Below are 16,298 nucleotides of genomic sequence, written 5' to 3' on the forward strand. Positions count from 1 at the left end.
TTCGCGAGACGGGGTCGATCACGTAACACCGTACGCCCGTAGGTGAGATGACGGGTCGTCACGAGGATTCCGCGGCGGTGGTGCGCCAGTAGGCGTCGAGCCGGTCACGGAGCCCGCGCAGCACCCGCCACAGCTCCGGGTGGTCCGGCGCGGAGCCGTAGACGACCCCGACGGCGCCCGCCGTGCCCGCGCGCCAGCCGGCGGTACGGGCGTCCGGCCCGGCGGGCGGCGGCGCGACGTCGACCAGGTCCACCCCGGGCAGCTCCGCGAGCAGGCCGGCGAGCGGCCGGAGGTCCGGGAGCGGCCGGTCCTCCGGGGGGACCGGTTTGAAGTGGAACGCCACTCCGTCACGTCCCGGCGCCCCGGGGGCGGGGCCGGGGCCGGGGGCGGGCAGGCCCAGGGCCAGGCGCAGGGCCGCCGCGACCAGGTCGTACCCCTGGGAGCGCTGCACGATCTCCGCGATGTGGCCGCCGAGCCGGCCGTTGACCTCGATCACGCGCGGCCCGTCCGGAGTCAGCTTGATCTCGGTGTGGGTGACGCCGTGCCGGACGCCGAGCGCCCGCAGCGCCCGCCGCTCCAGCCGTACGAGCTCCGCCACGAGCCCGGCGGCCAGCGGGGCGGGCAGCACGTGCCCGGTCTCCCGGAAGGGCGGGGCGAGCGGGAGCTTCCCCGTCACGGCGACGGTCCGGGGCTCGCCGCCCGCGACCACGGACTCCACGGAGACGAAGTCGCCCGCCCCGGGGCCGACGGCCGACGGGTCACCCGGCAGGTACTCCTCCAGGACGTACGCGCCCCCGGAGGCGCCGGTGAACTCCGCCAGCACGGCGCGGAGTTCGTCCGGCGACCGGACCAGGCAGGTGTCCACGCTGCCCGCTCCCGACCTCGGCTTGAGCACGGCGGGCAGACCCACCCCGGCGAGCGCCTCTGCGGCGTCCCCCGTCCCCCGCACCGGCACGCACCGGGTGTCCTGCACCCCGGCGGCGGCGAGGAGGCGGCGCTGCCGCAGCTTGTCGGTGAGGGCGGCGGCGGTCGCCGGCGAGTGGAAGGGCAGCCCGCACACCGCGGCGATCCGCGCCGTGAGCCGCAGGCGCCGCTCGCTGAAGGTGACCACGCCCGCCGGCGCGAGGCCGGCGGCCAGCCGGACCACGGCGTCCTCGTCGAGACCGGTGAGGTCCACGACCTCGGCGTGCCGTCCGGCGTCGCGCAGCTCCGCCGCCAGCCGCGGGTTCCCCGACTCGCAGAGCAGCACGACCCGGCACAGGCCGCGCGCCGAGGCCAGGACGCGCAGGGCGGTCGCGGACCCCTCGTCGTGGACGACCAGGAGCGACGGGAGCACGGGCGGCCCGGACACCGCCTACCCCTTGCGGGCGGTGATGTTCAGCCGGACGTAGTCCACCACCGGCTCCGGGAGGCGGGCGGCGACCGCGCGGACGAAGTCCTCGTGGTCGGACTCGGGCAGCCGGTCCAGGTGCGAGCCGAGGACGACCGTCGCCAGGTAGCTGCACAGCTGGTCACCGGCTTCGAGCCGGGCCGGGTCGGGCAGCAGCGACACCTCGACGTCGGTGAAGCCGGCCTCCCGCAGCCGCGCCGTGGTCTCCTCCACGGCCTGTTCCCTTCTCCGGCGCGGCCCGCGGTCCGTCCGCCTACCACCATCCGTTGTCGTCGGACGGCGAGGCCACGACGGTGGTGCGGGCGGAGCGGTGATCGGCCGACACCGCGTCCGCCACCGGCAGCAGGCCGGCGGCGGCAAGGGCGAGGGCGACGAGGCGGGTGCAGAGCGCTTGACGCATGGGGGCCCCTCCCGAGGCGTTGATCACGTGCCCCCATCGTCGCGAGGGGCGGAGGGCCGATCAACGCTTTCGCACTGGCGTTGAGGGGTCATGACGGATCACAGCCACACCCCACACCGTCTCACATCCTGAGATTTTCCCACTGATTCGCCCCGCTTCATCACTCTTTGCGGACCCGGGAAGAGGGACGGGGGGAGCGGCATCGGGGGGACAAGCCGCTCCCCCCGATGAGAACCGGTCCGGCAAGCCCTGCGCCGCAGTCAGGGGGGAAGCTCGCGGCGCGGACCCCGCAGTGCGGGCCGGTTCCTCGCGCCCCGCGGATTCCTGCCAGATCCGCCGGGCTCGACATCCATCCTGCTCCCCGTACCCCCGTCCGGGGGACGGCGAAAGACCCCGAACGCAGGGCCCTTGGTCCATAAAGGCTCGGTTAGAGTGGCCACCGCCCAGGCGGGGTCACGGTACGGGGAGGGGAGGGGCCGATGTCCCAGGCGAGGAAAGTCGCGGTCTACGCGTTCGGGGTCTTCATCCTGTACGCGATCATCACCGCCCCCGACCGCTCCGCCGAACTGGTCCAGATAGGCTTCGAGGGCCTTTCCAGCGCCGCCAAGGGTGTCGGAGAGTTCATGACCGAACTCATCAACTAGGAGCCCTCCGTGATCCGCCATCTGGTCCTCTTCAAGCTCGACGAGGGCGTCGAGCGGGACGATCCGCGCGTCGTCGCCGGCGTCGAGGCCTTCCGCGCGCTCGGCGGCCAGGTTCCCGAGCTGCGCTTCTGGGAGTGCGACTGGAACGTGTCGGAGCGGCCGATCGCCTACGACTTCGCGATCAACTCGGCCGTGGAGGACCTGGAGGCGCTCCAGCGCTACCTCGACCACCCGGCGCACCAGGCGGGCGTCGCGCTCTGGCGCGAGTTCTCCACCTGGGTGATCGCCGACTACCCCTTCGAGGGCTGACCCAGGGCCGTTCGGCCCCCTCCCCCTTCGAGACCCCCCGCCGTCCGGGCGGGGGGTCTCGCGCGTTTCCGTCCAGCACGCCTCTGGCCTCCGCTTTTTGCTTCACCATGCCTTCAACACGTGATTATGCGGTGCTTGCACACAGTGGACATGTCTTGTGATGCTATGACCGCTTTTGACGGATGAGTTGACCGCAGTTGAAAGACCAGTCGACCAGCTACACCAGCCAAAGGGGTGGCGTGAACGTGCCGGCCAGTACAGCGCCTCAGGTCCCGCCCCAGCACGAGGGGGGCGAAGCCCCGGAGACCCCCCGGCCCCGGGACCGGAGCAGCCGCGGCGCCGACACCCGGGCGCTCACCCAGGTGCTCTTCGGGCAGCTCAAGAACCTGGAGCCGGGGACCCCCGAGCACGACCGGGTGCGCGGGGCGCTCATCGAGGCCAACCTTCCGCTCGTGCGGTACGCGGCCGCCCGCTTCCGCTCGCGCAACGAACCGATGGAGGACGTCGTCCAGGTCGGCACCATCGGCCTGATCAACGCGATCGACCGCTTCGACCCGGACCGGGGCGTGCAGTTCCCGACCTTCGCCATGCCGACCGTGGTCGGCGAGATCAAGCGGTACTTCCGCGACAACGTCCGCACCGTGCACGTGCCGCGCCGGCTGCACGAGCTGTGGGTGCAGGTGAACGGCGCCACCGAGGACCTCACGACCGCGCACGGCCGCTCCCCCACCACCGCCGAGATCGCCGAGCGGCTGCGGATCGGCGAGGACGAGGTGCTCGCCTGCATCGAGGCCGGACGGTCGTACCACGCCACCTCCCTGGAGGCGGCGCAGGAGGGCGACGGAATGCCCGGACTGCTCGACCGGCTCGGCTACGAGGACCCCGCGCTCGCCGGCGTCGAGCACCGCGATCTGGTCCGGCACCTGCTCGTCCAGCTGCCCGAGCGGGAGCAGCGGATCCTGATGCTGCGCTACTACAGCAACTTGACCCAGTCCCAGATCAGCCAGGAGCTCGGGGTCTCGCAGATGCACGTGTCAAGGCTCCTCGCCCGCAGCTTCGCCCGGCTGAGATCCGCAAACAGAATCGAGGCATGACCGGAACGGGTAGACCGGTTCGGAGCAGTTCCCCGGCACCCCAATTGCCGCACACCCCTTGTTTCCTGCGGATATGCACCCCCTCCTTGTCGACAAGTCACTACAGCGTGTTGCCGACATGTGACATTCTGCTGGGGACGCGTTTGCCGCAGCCCCACGGCCGGTATTGAGGTGGAAGCTGCGTTCCTCCGATGGTCGCGGCCCCACCGCGACCGTCCGCGACCTCAAGGGGGTGGCATGTCCGCAGAACAGGGCAGCTCGAAGGTGCTCACGCTCACGCCCGTTCCGGTCCTCGTGTCCGAGCCGGTACCCACGCAGACGACGGCGGCGACCGCGGCCGAGAGCGAAGCGCTCCTCCCCCCGGCGCCCCCCGTCGCCCCCGAAGCCCTCGACACCCGCACCCTCTCCCGCTCCCTGTTCCTGCGGCTGCGCGCCCTCGACGCCGACGGCGCCGCGGCCGACAGCCCGGAGCGCACCTACGTCCGCGACACCCTCATCGAGCTGAACCTCCCGCTCGTGCGGTACGCGGCGGCCCGCTTCCGCTCGCGCAACGAGCCGATGGAGGACATCGTCCAGGTCGGCACCATCGGCCTGATCAAGGCGATCGACCGCTTCGACTGCGAACGGGGCGTGGAGTTCCCGACGTTCGCCATGCCGACCGTCGTCGGCGAGATCAAGCGCTTCTTCCGCGACACCTCGTGGTCGGTGCGCGTCCCGCGCCGGCTCCAGGAGCTGCGGCTCGCGCTCACCAAGGCCGGCGACGAGCTCGCGCAGAAGCTGGACCGCTCGCCGACCGTGCCCGAACTCGCCGCCGTGCTCGGGGTGTCGGAGGAGGACGTCGTCGACGGCCTCGCGGTGGGCAACGCGTACACGGCCTCCTCGCTCGACTCCCCGTCCCCGGAGGACGACGGCGGCGAGGGCTCCCTCGCGGACCGCCTCGGCTACGAGGACGCGGCCCTGGAGGGCGTCGAGTACCGCGAGTCGCTGAAGCCGCTGCTCGCCAAACTCCCGCCCCGGGAGCGGCAGATCATCATGCTCCGCTTCTTTGCGAACATGACCCAGTCGCAGATCGGCGAGGAGGTCGGCATCTCGCAGATGCACGTCTCGCGTCTGCTCACCCGCACGCTCGCGCAGCTCCGCGAGGGCCTGATCTCCGACTGACTTCCGCGAAAGGCCCCCTTGTTGACGTGAGGTCGGACACACTGGGGCGCATGAGGCGCAGGAAGCAGCCGGTACTCGTGGCGGTGGCGCTCTGCCTCGGCGGAGCGCTCACCGCGTGCGGCGGCGGAGGAGACGGCGAGGGTTTCACGGCGGTCGGCGCCGGCCCCTCGCCCGGCGGCGCGGTCGCCCCCTCGGGCGCGGTCACCCTGGTCCCGCTGGACAGCCCCACGGCGAGCGGCACCACCTCCAGCACCTCCTCCCCGCCTCCGGGCCCGGACGCGCCGCCGGACGGCCCGGGCCCTTCCTCCTCGCCGTCACCGTCGCTCGGCACGGGTTCCGGTACGGGCACGGGCGCGGATACAGGTACAGATCCGGATACGGGTGCGGGTGCGGGCTCCTCCGGGTCCCGCCCCGGGTCCGCTCCCGGAGGACGTACGGAGCCGGGGGCACCGACCAGCGGCCCCTCCGGCGGGGGTTCCCCGTCCGGCGGCGGGACGCCTCCCCCGCCCGGTACCCCCGGCACCACCGCCGCGCCGACCGCCTCCCCCGCTCCCACCACGGCCGCGCCCCGGCCCTCCACGCCGACGCCCGCGCCCGGGCCCGCCGTGCTCACGGTCTCCGCGCCGGTCACCGCCGACGGGGAGAAGCGCTGGTGCGAGCGGGTCACCGTGACCTTCCGGAACACCGGCGGCTCCCCCGCCACCTCCGGCACCGCCCACTTCGCGACCCATGTCATCGGCGCGCTCGGCATCGACTGGGGGACGGTCGTCACCAGCCAGCCGCTGCCGGCCCCGATCGCCGCCGGGGCGTCGCGGAAGCAGACGTACACGGTCTGCCTGGAGCCCTGGCGGGTGCCGCTCGGCATGCGCGTCGAGACCCGAGAGGTGACCGCTAGCCGGCGGTGAGCCCGTACCGGACCCCGGTCAGCTCCTCGGAGAGGTCCCAGAGGCGGCGGCCCGTCTCCGGGTCGGCCGCCGCGGCGGAGGGCTTCACCCGGGTCGGGTGACCGCGGAGTTCGCCGAGGCCGTCCGGGCCGATGAAGTCCCCTCCGGCCGCGTCCGGGGCGGTCGCCGCGTACAGCTGGGGCAGGGCGCCGCGCTCCGGGCGCTGGGCGAGCAGCGGGTTGCCGATCCGGCTGTAGAAGAACCGGGAGAAGCCGGTGATGTCCCGGGTCTGGAGGCCCGTCGCGGTGTAGCCGGGATGGGCGAGGACGCTGCGGACCCGGCTGCCGGCGGCGGTGAGCCGACGGTGCAGCTCCTGGCCGAAGACCGCGTTGGCCAGCTTCGACCGGCTGTAGAAGGACATCGGGGCGTAGTCGCGCTCGCCGGTGAGGGCGGCGGGGTCGGCGGGGTCGCCAAGGGGGAGGGTGCCCTGCCGGTGCATCAGCGAGCTGACCGTGACCACCCGGCCGTCGGCGGCCAGGCGGTCGAGCAGCAGGCCGGTGAGGGCGAAGTGGCCGAGGTGGTTGGCGGCGAACTGGAGCTCGTGGCCCTGGGCGCTGAGCGTGCGGGGCGGGCCCATGACGCCCGCGTTGTTCACGAGGACGTCGAGGCGCGGATGGTCGGCGCGCAGGCCCTCGGCGAAGCCGCGCACCGAGTCGAGGTCGGCGAGGTCGATCCGGCGGACGGTCAGGAGGTCCGGGGAGACGCCGTCGGCGGCGAGGGCCGCGACGGTCCGCCGGCCCTTCTCCTCGTCCCGTACGGCGAGGACCACCCGGCCGCCCCGCAGGGCGAGGGCGCGGGTGGTCGCGAGGCCGAGGCCGCTGGTGGCCCCGGTGACGACGTGGATCCGGTCGGTGAGGTCGGGGATGGCGTCGGCGGTCCAGTGCGAGGTGCGCGTACGACTCATACGACACACAATGCTGCGTGTGTCACTCGGTGTCAAACATGACGTGGCGCGCCATGGACGTCACCGCGTTAGCATCGGTGGGTGAGCACCCCACCCGCGCCCCGCACCCCGGCCCCGGCCCCCGGCGCGCCGGCTTCCGACGCCCCGGCCCTCGGCGCACCGGCTTCCGACGCCCCGGCTCCCGCCCTCCGCGCCCCGACGCTCGCCCAGCGCAAGCGGCAGCTCGTCGCGACCGAGCTGACCGAGACCGCGCTCCAGCTCTTCGCGCACAAGGGCTTCGAGGCCGTCACCGTCGACGAGGTCGCGACCGCCGCGGGGGTCTCCAAGCGGACCTTCTTCCGCTACTTCGCCTCCAAGGAGGACGTGGTCGTCCAGTTCCTGGCCGGGATGGGCGCCGACATGCGGACGGCGCTGGCCGCCCGGCCGGCCGGAGAGCGGCCCTCGGCCGCACTGCTGCACGCGGTCTCCGTGCCGCTCGCCGCCTGCGGCGACCACCCCGAGCGGACCCTCCCCGTGGTCCGGCTGATCCTGGGGACGCCCGCGCTGCTCGCCCGTTTCCTGGAGCACGAGGCGGGCTGGCGGGAGGAGCTCGCCGGGGAGCTGGCCGGCCGGCTCGGGCTCGACCCGGCCGGGCTCTACCCGCCGCTCGCGGCGGGCATGGCACTCACCGCCTTCGAGACGGTGCTGTGCCGGTGGAGCGAGGACGCGGGGAGCGGCGGGGGCGGGGGCGTCGATCCGCTCGCCCTCATCGCCGAGGCCTTCGGGGTGCTGGCCCCCGCGCTGGACGCCGTACGGGGGTGACGACGGAGGGGGCCGGTTCCGTACGCGTACGGAACCGGCCCCCTCCGTCGTACCGGGGAAAGCGGGTCAGGAGGCGACGGCGAGCCAGACGACCGCCGCCACCACCACGATCGCTCCGATCACGCCGGCGATCACGCCGAGGCGCGGGCCGCCCGACGAGGCGGCCGCGACCTGCTGCGGCTGGTGCTGCGGGGTGCCCTCGTCGACGAAGGCGCGGAACATCTGGGTGCTGCCGGCGGGGTCGTAGCCCTCGGGGCCCTGGGCGCCCTGGCCGTACGGTGCTTGCGGGTTGTGTGCCATGGGCCAGGACCCTAGCGAAAGCGGGGTGAGGGGCCCAAGCCGTGGCGGTGCGCCTCCGCCACACCCGCGCCGCGCCCCCGCCACGCCTCCCCTTTGCCGTTTCTTTAGCACTGTTTGACCGATTTAGTTTGCCTGGAGCAACCATCCATCTCTATGGTTGCCCTAAGCAACAAGTTGGAAGGGGTGCGGTCCCGTGGAGCCGAGCAGCAGCCGCTACGAGGATCTCGCCCGCGCCATCAGCGCGATCGGCGCCGTCAAGCGCGGTGTCGCCCGCGTCCTGCCCGGCGACTGCCAGGGCGGCGCCGCCGCCGTCCTCGCCACGCTCAAGCACCACGGGGACATGCGGACCAGCCGGCTGGCCGAGCTGATGGCCGTGGACATGTCGGTCTGCAGCCGCCACGTCGCGCACACCGCCGCGCGCGGCTGGGTCGAGCGGCTGCCCGACCCCGACGACGGGCGCTCCCGCATCCTGCGGCTGAGCCCCGAGGGCCTCGCGATGCTCACCGAGCTCGACCGCCGGGTGACCGAGGCCTTCACCCGCTACCTCACGGAGTGGTCCGACGACGACGTCGCACTGCTCACCACCCTGCTCGCCCGACTCCGCGACTCCTTCGGGGACTGCCGGGCCACCCACGCCTGACCACGCCGACCGCGCGTGAGCCCGCCCGACCACCCTGACCACGCTCGCAACCAGAGGAATCCCACTTCATGGCTACGACCACACCCGACACCGGTGTGCGGGGCGCCCCGGCCGCCGGGAGCGGAGACCCCGCCGCTCCGATGACGCACCGTCAGATCATGGAGGCGCTCTCCGGGCTGCTGCTCGGCATGTTCGTCGCCATCCTCTCCTCGACGATCGTCTCCAACGCCCTCCCGCAGATCATCACCGACCTGGAGGGCGGCCAGTCCGCCTACACCTGGGTCGTCACCGCGACCCTGCTGTCGATGACCGCCACCACCCCGCTCTGGGGCAAGCTGGCCGACCTCTTCTCCAAGAAGCTGCTCATCCAGATAGCCCTGACCATCTACGTCGCGGGCTCGGTCGTCGCGGGCCTCTCCCAGTCCACCGGCATGCTGATCGCCTGCCGCGTGGTCCAGGGCATCGGCGTCGGCGGTCTCACCGCCCTCTCCCAGGTGATCCTCGCCGCGATGATCGCCCCCCGTGAGCGCGGCCGCTACAGCGGCTACCTCGGCGCGGTCTTCGCCGTCGCCACCGTCGGCGGCCCGCTGCTCGGCGGCGTCATCACCGACACCGACTGGCTCGGCTGGCGCTGGTGCTTCTACGTCGGCGTGCCGTTCGCGCTGCTCGCCCTGATCGTCCTCCAGAAGACCCTCAAGCTGCCCGTGGTGAAGCGCGAGGTCAAGGTCGACTGGGCCGGCGCCTTCTTCATCAGCGCCGCCGTCTCCCTGCTCCTCGTCTGGGTCACCTTCGCCGGCGACAAGTACGACTGGATGTCGTGGCAGACCGCCGCCATGGTCGGCGGATCGGTGCTGCTGGGCGCGCTCTTCGTGCTCGTCGAGTCCAAGGCCTCCGAGCCGATCATCCCGCTGCGGCTCTTCCGCAACCGGACCATCACGCTGGCCTCGCTGGCCTCGCTCTTCGTCGGCGTCGCGATGTTCGCCGGCACGGTCTTCTTCAGCCAGTACTTCCAGCTGGCCCGCAACGAGTCGCCGACGATGTCCGGCGTCCTCACCATCCCGATGATCGCCGGCCTCTTCGTCTCCTCGACGGCCTCGGGCCTCATCATCACCAAGACCGGCCGCTGGAAGGCCTGGCTGATCAGCGGCGGCGCGCTCGCCGCCGCGGGCCTCGGCCTCCTCGGCACCCTGCGGTACGACACCCCGTACTGGCACATCGCGCTCTTCATGGCCGTGCTCGGACTGGGCATCGGCATGATGATGCAGAACCTGGTGCTCTGCACGCAGAACCAGGTCGCCCCCGCCGACCTCGGCGCCGCCTCCTCCGTCGTCACCTTCTTCCGCTCCCTCGGCGGCGCGATCGGCGTCTCGGCGCTCGGCGCGGTCATGGCCCACCGGGTCACGGACTACGTGAAGGAGGGCATCGCGGAGCTCGGCCCGAAGGCCGCGGCGTCGATGGGCCAGGGCGGCCCCGGCGGTGCCATCCCCGACATGGACACGCTGCCCGCCCCGATCCGCACCGTCTTCGAGAGCGCGTACGGACACGGCGTCGGCGACGTCTTCCTCTACGCGGCGCCGTTCGCGCTGCTCGCCTTCCTGGTGACGCTCTTCATCAAGGAGGTCGCGCTGAAGAGCAGCACGACCGCGCCCGAGGAGGCGTGACGGGCTCCCGGCCGCGCTTCGAGCGGAGGCGCGGCCGGGTCGGTACGGAGCGGCGGGCAGGGGACGGCCCGCCGCTCCGTCATGCTGCCGGAGCCCCGCCGGTCTCGCGGGCCGCTCCCGGCTCACTGAACCCGCCGGTCACTCAGGCCTCCCGGCTCTCCCCCGCCTCACGGGCCACCATCGCCTCGATGCCGGCCACCAGGATGTCCAGGGCGTAGGCGAAGTCCCGCTCCCAGATGGCCGAGACGGAGCCGTGCGAGGCCCGCTCGTCGAGGATGTCGGTCATCGGCTCCAGCACCTCGCGGAACTGCGGGTCGTCCCGGAAGGCGGCGACGGAGTCGGTGTAGAAGGCGTCCTGCGTCATGCCCGCCTCGGCCGCCCGCCGCTCGAACTGCGACTCGATCGTGCCGTAGCCGTACACGAACTGGAAGACCGCCGCCATCGCGCCCGGCTGGCCGCTCAGCGGCAGCCCGGTCTCCCGGATCGCCTCCTGGATCTTGGATCCGACCGCGATCGCGTGCGGCCCGATGTTCAGGTACTGGCCCGCGCACGGCGACATCCACGGGTGGCGGACCAGCATCCGCCGGTAGTGCAGGGCGAGCGTCCGGATCCGCTCCCGCCAGTCGGCCCCGGCGGCCACCGCGTCCAGGTCGATCTCCGCGTACACGGTGTCGATCGCGTACTCGATGATGTCGTCCTTGGTGTCCACGTACCAGTACAGGGACATCGCGGTGACGCCGAGCTCGGCCGCGAGCCGCCGCATCGACAGCTTGGCGAGCCCGTCCCGGTCGAGCATCCGCACCGAGGCGGCCACGATCCGGTCCCGGTCGAGCCCGGCGGGACCGCCGCCGCCGCGGGCGGCCCGCTGCTCCAGCCAGACGCTGGAGCCCGTCGGGTTCCTGTCCCGGTCCGCGGCCTTGACCATGCTCGTACTCCGTCCGTCGGCAGTCGGCACCATGCTAGGCAGCGACGACGGGCTCGGTCGCCGCGGCCTGCTCCGTCCGCTCCGCCCGCCTCAGCAGGAAGGCGGCGAGCAGACCGCCGACGAGGACGGCGACCGCGCCGACCAGCTGGCTGGTCTGGAGCCCGGAGGCGAAGGCGTCGGAGATCCGCGTCCGCTCGGCCTCGTCGCCGGCCGCCGCGAGGGCCGCCGGGAGCGAGGTGGCGGTGACGGTGACGAGGGCGGCGAAGCGGGCGTTGAGGACGGCGCCGAGGACGGCGACGCCGAGGCCGTTGCCGAACTCGGCGAGGGTCCCGTTGACGCCCGCGCCCACGCCGGCCTTCTCCGGCGGGATCGCGCTCATGATCGCGTTGGCCATGGCCGGGTTGGAGACCGCGAGGCCGGTGCCCATGAGGACCAGGCCGAGCAGCATGCCCCAGTAGGTGCCCTCGGTGCCGCCGCCGATCAGGGCGATCGACGCGAGACCGGCGGCGACCAGCGTCATGCCGACCGTGACGGTGAGCGGGGTGCCGAGCCTCATCACGATCCGCGGGCCGATGCCGCTGAGGTTGAGGACGACCACGGTCAGCGCGAGCGGCGCCATCCGCAGGCCGGCCTCCAGCGGCTCGTAGCCGAGCACGAACTGGAGGTGCTGGGTGAGCAGGAACATCGAGCCGCCCATCCCGAACATCACCAGGATCGCGCCGGCGACCGCGCCCACGAACTTCTGGTTGCGGAAGAAGTGCATGTCGAGCATCGGGTACGGGGTCCGCAGCTCCCACAGCGCGAAGGCGGCGAGCACGACGACGCCGATCGCGGCCGGGACCAGCACCTCGGTGGAGGTCCAGCCGTGCTCGGGGCCGGTGATGATCGCGTACACGGCGGCGGTCATGCCGATGGTGGAGAGCAGCGCGCCCATCAGGTCGGGGCGCTCGCCCTGGGGGTTCTTCGACTCGGGGACCAGCTTGAGGACGGCGACCAGGCCGATCACGGCCACCGGGATGTTGATCAGGAAGATCATCCCCCACCAGTAGTGGTCGAGGATCACTCCGCCGATCAGCGGCCCGGCGGCGAAGCCGAGCGAGCTGACGGTGGCCCAGAGGGCGATGGCCTTCACGCGCTCGGAGTCGTCGAAGATCTGCATGACGACGGCCAGCGTGGTGGTCATGAGCAGCGCCCCGCCGACGCCCATGCCCGCGCGGGCGGCGATCAGCTGCCCGGTGGAGTCGGCGAGGCCGGCGGCGAGCGAGCCGAGACCGAAGAGCGCGAGGCCGACGGCGAGCAGCTTCTTGCGGCCGTAGCGGTCGGCGGCGTTGCCCGCGGTGAGGAGCAGGCCGGACTGGACGAGCGAGTAGGCGTTGATCATCCACTGGATGTCGCTGGTGGAGGCGTGCAGCTCGGTGGTCAGCGAGGGGATGGCGACGCTGAGGACGGTGTTGTCGAGGAGCACGGTGAGCTGGGCGAGACAGATGACGCCGAGGATCAGCCAGCGCTGGGGGTGGCCGCCGGTGGCCTGCGGCGCGGCCGTGGGCGTGGCCGTCATGGAAACTCCTTATACGGTGTACGAGGTTCAGGACTCGTACACCGTAGAGGAGCCCTCTTACGCTGTATAGCGATTTTCTCCGGGCCCGGCCGAAGCCGAGGGGGCCTGGCTACTTCTCGCTGGTCAGGTCGTAGAAGGTCACGCTGCCGACGGTGGTGGAGGTGAAGTTCTCCTGGACCCAGGTGCTGATCTCGGAGCCGGAGCCGGCACCGCCGCCGGGGCCGCCCGTACCGCCGCCTCCGCCTCCGCCGATGAAGTAGTGGATCTTTCCTTCGGCGACGTACCGCTTGAACTGGGCGAGGGTCGGGGACGGGTCGCTGCCGTTGAAGCCGCCGATCGCCATGACCGGCTTCTCGGTGGCGAGCTGGTAGCCGGCCGCGTTCTGGGCGCCGACGGTCGCCGCGGCCCAGGTGTACGCGTCGGCGTCCTGGAGCAGCTTCGTCTTGGCCTCCGCACCGACGGCGGTGCCGTTGAGGAGCCCGCCCATGCCGCCGCCTCCCATGCCGCCACCGCCTCCGCCGGGGCGCTCGCCGAGGCCGGGCATCCCGCCGGTGGGGGGCTGCGCCTGACGGCCGTTCGGAGCCTGGGCGTTCGGAGCCTGACCGCTCGGAGCCTGGGCGTTCGGGGGCCTCATGCCGCCGTCCGTACGCTGCCCGGCTCCGTCCGTGCGCCGGCCCCCGCCGGGGAAGCCACCGCCACCGCCCGGGCCGCCGCCTCCGCCGAAGCCGGCGCCCGAGGGGCCCGCCGTGACGATGGAGCCCTGGTGGCCGGTGGAGAGCGTCTCCAGGGTGTACGCGAACGGGCCCGCGAGCCCCGCCGCCAGGCCGAGGCCCGCCGCGGCGAGCCCGAGGCGCCGGCCGGCGCGGCCCGCCGCGAGCAGCCCGAACGCGGCCACCGCACCCACGACGAGGACGGTCCAGCGCAGCCACGGAAGGTAGTCGGGCGTCCGGCCGAGCAGCGTCCAGCCCCACCACGCCGTCACGCCCACCGCCGCCGCGAGGGCCGCCGAGGCGGCGAGCGCCGTCCGCTCCTCCCACAGCACCGCCGCGCCCATGCCGACGAGGGCGGCGAGGTACGGGGCCAGGGCCACGGTGTAGTACTCGTGGAAGATGCCGGCCATGAAGCTGAAGACGCCGAGCGTCATCAGCAGCGCGCCGCCCCACACCAGGAACGCGGCCCGGGCCGTGTCCGTGCGCGGTGCCCGCCGGGTGACGACGAGTCCGGCGACGAGCAGCAGCAGCGCGGCGGGGAGCAGCCAGGAGATCTGGCCGCCGATGGAGTCGTTGAACATCCGCAGCAGCCCGGTCTCGCCCCAGCGGCCCCCCTGCCCGCCGCCGGGCCCGCCCCCGCCGCCGACGCTGCCGACCTCGTCGCCGTTGAGCCGGCCGAGGCCGTTGTAGCCGAAGGTCAGCTCCAGGAAGCTGTTGTTCTGCGAGCCGCCGACGTACGGGCGCGAGGCCGCCGGCCAGAGCTCGACGAGCGCCACCCACCAGCCGCCGGAGACGACCAGGGCGAGCCCGGCGAGGCCAAGTTGACCGAGCCGCTTCAGCGGCCGGGAGGGCGCGCACACCGCGTACACGAGTGCGAGCGGCGGCAGGATCAGGAAGGCCTGGAGGGTCTTCGTCAGAAAGGCGAACCCGAACGCGACCCCGGCCGCGACCAGCCACTTCGTGGAGCCCCCGGCCCGCTCCAGGGCCCGCAGCACCGCGTACGCGGCCACGGTCATGAGCAGGGCGAGCAGCGCGTCCGGGTTGTTGAAGCGGAACATCAGCGCGGCGACCGGGGTGAGCGCGAGGACCGTGCCCGCGATCAGGCCGGCGCCCGCGCCGAAGCGGCGGCGGACGGCCGCGTACAGCACGGCGACCGTGCTCACGCCCATCAGGACCTCGGGCAGCAGGATCTGCCAGGAGCCGAGGCCGAAGAGGCGGACGGAGAGCGCCATCGGCCAGAGCGCGGCCGGCGGCTTGTCGACGGTGATGGCGTTCGCCGCGTCGAGCGAGCCGAAGAAGAACGCCCTCCAGCTCTCTCCGCCGGCCTGGACGGCCGCCGAGTAGAAGGAGTTGGCGTAGCCGGAGGCGGACAGGTTCCCCAGGTAGAGCGCGGTGGTGACGGCGAGCAGGCCGAGGAAGGCCGGGCGCACCCAGGGGGCGTCGTCGGGGCGGCCGCGCCACGGCCGGGCGAGCCGGCCGGGGGCGCGGGGCCCGGCGTGCGCGGCCGGGGACGCGGAGGAGACGGCGGCGGGGACCGCGGGCGGGGTCGGTGCGGTCATCGGGGGTCCCCCGTGGGGTGTCGGCGGTCCGGGAAGACCCAGAGCCGGAAGAGCAGGAAGCGGAGCACGGTCGCGGCGAGGTTGGCGACGACGAGCACGGCGAGTTCGGTGGAACGCGCCGGCTCACCGGTGGCCGCGCCGAGCGCGGCGAGGGAGCCGCTGGTCAGGGCGAGGCCGATGGCGAAGACGACGAGCCCCTGCGCCTGGTGGCGGACGGCCCGGTCGCGGCCCCGGACGCCGAAGGTGAGCCGGCGGTTGGCGGCCGTGTTGGCCACGGCGGAGACGAGGAGGGCGGCGGCGTTCGCGAGCTGGGCGCCGGTGCCGAGCCGGAAGAGGGAGTAGAGAGCCAGGTAGAGGAGGGTGGAGAGCACGCCGACCACGCAGAAGCCGACGAGCCGGCGGGCGAGCCCGCCGGGCACCCCGGAGAGCTCGCGGTCGCGCGGGTCGTCGCCGAAGGGCCGGGCGAGCCGGTCCAGCGGCAGCGAGCCGGTCGCCAGCGCCCGTCCGACCCGCCAGACGCCCTTCAGGTCGTCGGTGGCGGTCCGCACGATGTGCACGGTCGAGTCGGGGTCGTCGACCCAGTCGACGGGCACCTCGTGGATCCGCAGTCCGGCCCGTTCGGCGAGGACGAGCATCTCGGTGTCGAAGAACCAGCCGGTGTCCTCGACCATCGGGAGCAGCCGCTCGGCGACGTCGCGCCGGATCGCCTTGAAGCCGCACTGGGCGTCGGAGAAGCGGGCGGCGAGCGAGCCGCGCAGGATCAGGTTGTACGCGCGGGAGACGAACTCCCGCTTGGGCCCGCGCACCACCCGCGAGGAGCGGGCGAGCCGGGAGCCGATGGCCAGGTCGGAGTGGCCGGAGATGAGCGGGGCGACCAGCGGGAGGAGCGCGTTGAGGTCGGTGGAGAGGTCCACGTCCATGTAGGCGAGGACGGGGGCGTCGGAGGCCGACCACACGGTCCGCAGCGCCCGGCCGCGCCCCTTCTGTTCGAGCCGTACGGACCGCACCTCGGGCACCTCGGCGGCGAGGGCGGCGGCGATGGCGGGCGTGGCGTCGGTGGAGGCGTTGTCGGCGACGGTGACGCGGAAGCCGTACGGGAAGGTGCGCGTGAGGTGCGCGTGGAGCCGGCGGACGCACGGCTCCAGGTCCTTCTCCTCGTTGTGGACGGGGATCACCACGTCCAGAACGGGCCGGCCCGCTTCGCTCACCGGCAGGTGCTCCCGGGCGGGGAGGGCGCCGGGGGCCTGCGTCGCGGGCCCCGCGAGGGTGTGGGTTCGCATGCCCACGACCCTCGCCGG

At 73.3% G+C, this 16,298-nt stretch carries 17 protein-coding genes; 8 read left to right on the top strand and 9 right to left on the bottom strand.

Features of this window, described 5'->3' with window-relative positions:
- Positions 1–58: 58 nt before the first annotated feature.
- Genes IE245_RS19290 through IE245_RS19300 form a run of 3 tightly spaced genes read right to left on the bottom strand, consistent with a single transcriptional unit; the run spans position 59 to position 1,790 of the window.
- On the bottom strand, positions 59–1,351 hold the full coding sequence (locus IE245_RS19290; protein ID WP_189949197.1) for an ATP-grasp domain-containing protein: 1,293 nt from the start codon (positions 1,349–1,351) through the stop codon (positions 59–61).
- A 3-nt stretch (positions 1,352–1,354) separates the two neighbouring features.
- Complete coding sequence (locus IE245_RS19295; RefSeq protein WP_229851397.1) at positions 1,355–1,603, bottom strand: hypothetical protein; 249 nt, start codon at positions 1,601–1,603, stop codon at positions 1,355–1,357.
- A 40-nt stretch (positions 1,604–1,643) separates the two neighbouring features.
- Positions 1,644–1,790: a hypothetical protein gene (locus IE245_RS19300; protein ID WP_189949199.1), complete on the bottom strand. Its 147-nt coding sequence runs from the start codon at positions 1,788–1,790 to the stop codon at positions 1,644–1,646.
- 479 nt (positions 1,791–2,269) lie between these two features.
- Between IE245_RS19300 and IE245_RS19305 the strand changes: the two genes are divergently transcribed.
- From IE245_RS19305 to IE245_RS37745, 5 genes are all read left to right on the top strand, one after another.
- Entirely contained in the window at positions 2,270–2,434 is a 165-nt protein-coding gene (locus IE245_RS19305; RefSeq protein ID WP_189949201.1) for a hypothetical protein, read from the top strand.
- 9 nt (positions 2,435–2,443) lie between these two features.
- Positions 2,444–2,743 carry a Dabb family protein gene (locus IE245_RS19310; protein ID WP_189949203.1) on the top strand — a complete coding sequence of 100 codons (300 nt, stop codon included), beginning with the start codon at positions 2,444–2,446 and terminating at the stop codon, positions 2,741–2,743.
- 245 nt (positions 2,744–2,988) lie between these two features.
- Entirely contained in the window at positions 2,989–3,837 is an 849-nt protein-coding gene (locus IE245_RS19315) for an RNA polymerase sigma factor SigF (RefSeq protein ID WP_189949205.1), read from the top strand.
- A 237-nt stretch (positions 3,838–4,074) separates the two neighbouring features.
- Positions 4,075–4,998, top strand: a complete 924-nt coding sequence (locus tag IE245_RS19320; protein WP_189949208.1) for an RNA polymerase sigma factor SigF — start codon at positions 4,075–4,077, stop codon at positions 4,996–4,998.
- Between the two features lie 50 nt (positions 4,999–5,048).
- Positions 5,049–5,903 carry a hypothetical protein gene (locus tag IE245_RS37745; RefSeq protein ID WP_268256573.1) on the top strand — a complete coding sequence of 285 codons (855 nt, stop codon included), beginning with the start codon at positions 5,049–5,051 and terminating at the stop codon, positions 5,901–5,903.
- On the opposite strand, the gene IE245_RS19330 is transcribed toward IE245_RS37745, so the two are convergent.
- A complete protein-coding gene (locus IE245_RS19330) occupies positions 5,890–6,846 on the bottom strand; it encodes an oxidoreductase (protein ID WP_189949210.1) in 957 nt (318 codons plus the stop codon). The two genes, IE245_RS37745 and IE245_RS19330, sit on opposite strands and share 14 nt — an antisense overlap.
- Before the next feature lie 237 nt (positions 6,847–7,083).
- On the opposite strand from IE245_RS19330, the gene IE245_RS19335 reads away from it, so the two are divergent.
- Positions 7,084–7,647 carry a TetR family transcriptional regulator gene (locus IE245_RS19335; protein WP_229851407.1) on the top strand — a complete coding sequence of 188 codons (564 nt, stop codon included), beginning with the start codon at positions 7,084–7,086 and terminating at the stop codon, positions 7,645–7,647.
- A 66-nt stretch (positions 7,648–7,713) separates the two neighbouring features.
- On the opposite strand, the gene IE245_RS19340 is transcribed toward IE245_RS19335, so the two are convergent.
- Positions 7,714–7,947 (bottom strand): hypothetical protein, encoded by a 234-nt coding sequence (locus tag IE245_RS19340; protein WP_189949212.1) that lies wholly within the window; start codon positions 7,945–7,947, stop codon positions 7,714–7,716.
- 193 nt (positions 7,948–8,140) lie between these two features.
- Here IE245_RS19340 and IE245_RS19345 point away from each other — a divergent pair, with 193 nt between their 5' ends.
- Positions 8,141–8,587: a MarR family winged helix-turn-helix transcriptional regulator gene (locus IE245_RS19345; protein ID WP_189949214.1), complete on the top strand. Its 447-nt coding sequence runs from the start codon at positions 8,141–8,143 to the stop codon at positions 8,585–8,587.
- 140 nt (positions 8,588–8,727) lie between these two features.
- Positions 8,728–10,248, top strand: coding sequence for an MDR family MFS transporter (locus IE245_RS19350; RefSeq protein ID WP_506005184.1), 1,521 nt, complete (start codon positions 8,728–8,730; stop codon positions 10,246–10,248).
- Between the two features lie 142 nt (positions 10,249–10,390).
- On the opposite strand, the gene IE245_RS19355 is transcribed toward IE245_RS19350, so the two are convergent.
- From IE245_RS19355 to IE245_RS19370, 4 genes are all read right to left on the bottom strand, one after another.
- A complete protein-coding gene (locus IE245_RS19355) occupies positions 10,391–11,173 on the bottom strand; it encodes a TetR/AcrR family transcriptional regulator (RefSeq protein WP_189949218.1) in 783 nt (260 codons plus the stop codon).
- Between the two features lie 34 nt (positions 11,174–11,207).
- Positions 11,208–12,731, bottom strand: coding sequence for an MFS transporter (locus tag IE245_RS19360; protein ID WP_189949221.1), 1,524 nt, complete (start codon positions 12,729–12,731; stop codon positions 11,208–11,210).
- A 109-nt stretch (positions 12,732–12,840) separates the two neighbouring features.
- The gene (locus IE245_RS19365; RefSeq protein WP_189949223.1) at positions 12,841–15,000 is read right to left on the bottom strand and encodes an ArnT family glycosyltransferase; all 2,160 of its coding nucleotides are present in this window, start codon (positions 14,998–15,000) and stop codon (positions 12,841–12,843) included.
- Positions 14,997–16,280, bottom strand: a complete 1,284-nt coding sequence (locus IE245_RS19370; protein ID WP_229851399.1) for a bifunctional glycosyltransferase family 2/GtrA family protein — start codon at positions 16,278–16,280, stop codon at positions 14,997–14,999. The genes IE245_RS19365 and IE245_RS19370 overlap by 4 nt, the downstream gene beginning before the upstream one ends.
- Positions 16,281–16,298 lie beyond the last annotated feature (18 nt).

The sequence above is a fragment of the Streptomyces roseolus genome (assembly GCF_014649855.1).
Classification (GTDB): domain Bacteria; phylum Actinomycetota; class Actinomycetes; order Streptomycetales; family Streptomycetaceae; genus Streptomyces; species Streptomyces roseolus.